This is a genomic window from Arthrobacter sp. H14, from assembly GCF_000520495.1.
In the GTDB taxonomy this organism is placed as follows: Bacteria; Actinomycetota; Actinomycetes; order Actinomycetales; family Micrococcaceae; genus Arthrobacter_C.
The window spans coordinates 1-2118 of record NZ_KI914634.1; the positions used below are offsets into that span (position 1 = coordinate 1).

Annotated in this window: 1 protein-coding gene and 2 pseudogenes; all 3 read right to left on the reverse strand. The window is 67.2% G+C overall.

Going from position 1 to position 2118, the window contains the following annotated elements:
* Positions 1–265 (reverse strand): annotated as a pseudogene (locus tag Y707_RS32085) (hypothetical protein); the annotation flags it as partial.
* Positions 262–1890 (reverse strand): hypothetical protein, encoded by a 1629-nt coding sequence (locus Y707_RS0104880; RefSeq protein WP_026534243.1) that lies wholly within the window; start codon positions 1888–1890, stop codon positions 262–264. The gene Y707_RS0104880 and the pseudogene Y707_RS32085, both read right to left, overlap by 4 nt.
* A 9-nt stretch (positions 1891–1899) precedes the next feature.
* Positions 1900–2118, reverse strand: a pseudogene (locus tag Y707_RS31265) (hypothetical protein); the annotation flags it as partial.

The following is a 2118-nucleotide window of genomic DNA, read 5'->3' on the forward strand; positions in this document are numbered from 1 at the left end:
CAGTGTTCAGGATCCCTGCCTGCCGGGTCGTCGACGGTCCGCCCGGTAGCAACGGCGCATAAAATCCGCGTTTGGCGGCCCAATCATTGCCCCGCAGGTTCGCTCCGGCATCCTCAAAGGGCGCCCACTCCCCCGCCTCATCACCAGCACTACCGGACCCGGTATCAGGCTGCCCGGCCGGTTGCGTGGCCGGTTTGGTGATGCTGGTTTTAGACCGCCGACGGTGGCGGCTGCTCTGCTGTGTTGCGTCGTCAATCGTGGTCATCGTGAGGCGCTCACTTTCTCTTCGTTTCCGGCACGGCCGGCCAGGCGGTCCATGGCCTTGGACCCGATGGATTTCTTCGCCGGGGCCAACCCGCGGAAGATCGGCCACGTCGTACCCGAGGCGGCCGCCTGGAACGTGTCCATCCACTCGAGCCGGCCGATACCGGCCTGATTCGCGCACGTCTCGGCCAACCGCCGGCTGGCGCGGTGCAGCTCTTCTCTGCTCCTGGCGGTCACGGTGACGTAACCAACCCAGTTCGCACCATGGATGCCCGTACCGGGCGCCAGATCGGCACGGCGGATCTGAGCCGCCCGCCGGCCGGCCGTGGTGTGTTGATCGGCCAGCTTGCCTTCGTCTGCTTTAGCCTCCTGATCGGAGATGTCTTTGACCAGGTCACGTCCCGCCTGCACGGCCGCTTCGGCGGCCGGGATCAGCTCGTTCTTGAACGAGACCGTGCGGATCCCGGCACCGGCGCCGATGAGCAGCGACAACAGCCAGAATTGGGAGCGTTCACCGGTCTGCATCTGCTCGGCGGTGATCGCCGCCGTGCGGTGCCACCACGCCACCGCCTCGCCCGTGGCCGGGTCGACCGACTCGACCACGTGTGCGGCCCACTCGTCCCTGGAGGCGATGCCGAAACCGGTGACATCGACATCGCGGACAGACTGGATAGGCCGGGATGGATTCTGCTGGTGCAGGATCACTGCCACCGTTTGCCGGGCCGTCAACGCCGCCGGGTGCCGGTAATGTGCCCGGGACAGTTCCCGGGTGACCGTGGCGATCTCTTGATCCATCAGCGCACGCCACCCGGACCTGCCGTGCCCGTACCGGGCGGCTTCGGCCTTAAACGCGGCAGCGAGATTCCACCGGACCACTACATAATGGCGCTGAACGAACGCGCCCTCACCGGTGCGGGCCAGCACCTGCTCATAGGAGGCGACCGCAGCTGCCGGGGCAGCGGGGTCCATGTGTTGCTGCGCCCACCATTCATTCAGGGCCAGATCCGGTGGCAGGATCCGTGTCATGGTCTCGATACCCGAGACCAGCATCGAGTCCGGGGCGAATCCGGCCAGCAGCCGGTCAAAACCCGTCAGGGCTTCGTCCTGCTCTCTGGCCGAGGCCAAACCCCGTAACTGTCCATCGACGGAGAACGCCACCGACAGGTAAGGGTCTTCCCCCACCGGCAGGTGCCAGCCAATGCCGGCGGTGCGGCGGGTTGAGCGCAGCCAACCCATGCCGTCGGCGCCGTCCGGGCGGGAACGGACCGCATTGAGGATCCGGTTCCGCGCGTTCTTCGTACCTGCGGCCCCGGCCCGGTTCTTCGCCTCATCCATCGCCAGGCCGGTATAGGGCACGAACACGTCCGTGCCGGAACTTTTGCGGTGGTTCCACCGGCGGCGCTTGACCCACCTCTGCAGCACCGAGCCCCGGTGCGTGCCCATCGTCACCAGATACACCAGCAGGCAACCGGCGACACCGGTGATCAGACCGGGCACGCCGTTGAACATCATGACGAACACACCGATACCGGCCATCACCAGTAAACCCACCGTGCGGGGACCGCCACGGTTTCCGCCGAAGAAGCTCCGGTGCCCGGCCTCACCACCAATAAAGCGACCCATCACTTGAGCCTCCTAATCATCATCGCCGGGTCGGGCATCGGGCATATCGGAGGCATTGGCGTCCATCGCATCCGCCGACATATGCGCGCCGGACTCCGCCGCATCGGCCCCCTTCTTCAACGCCATCACGCCCACCGCCGCGGCGCCGCCAGCCACCGAGGCAGCACCGGCAGAGGCCCCGGCCCCCGAAGCGGAAGGCGCAGCGGCACCCGATCCGGCGGCACCGGCCGG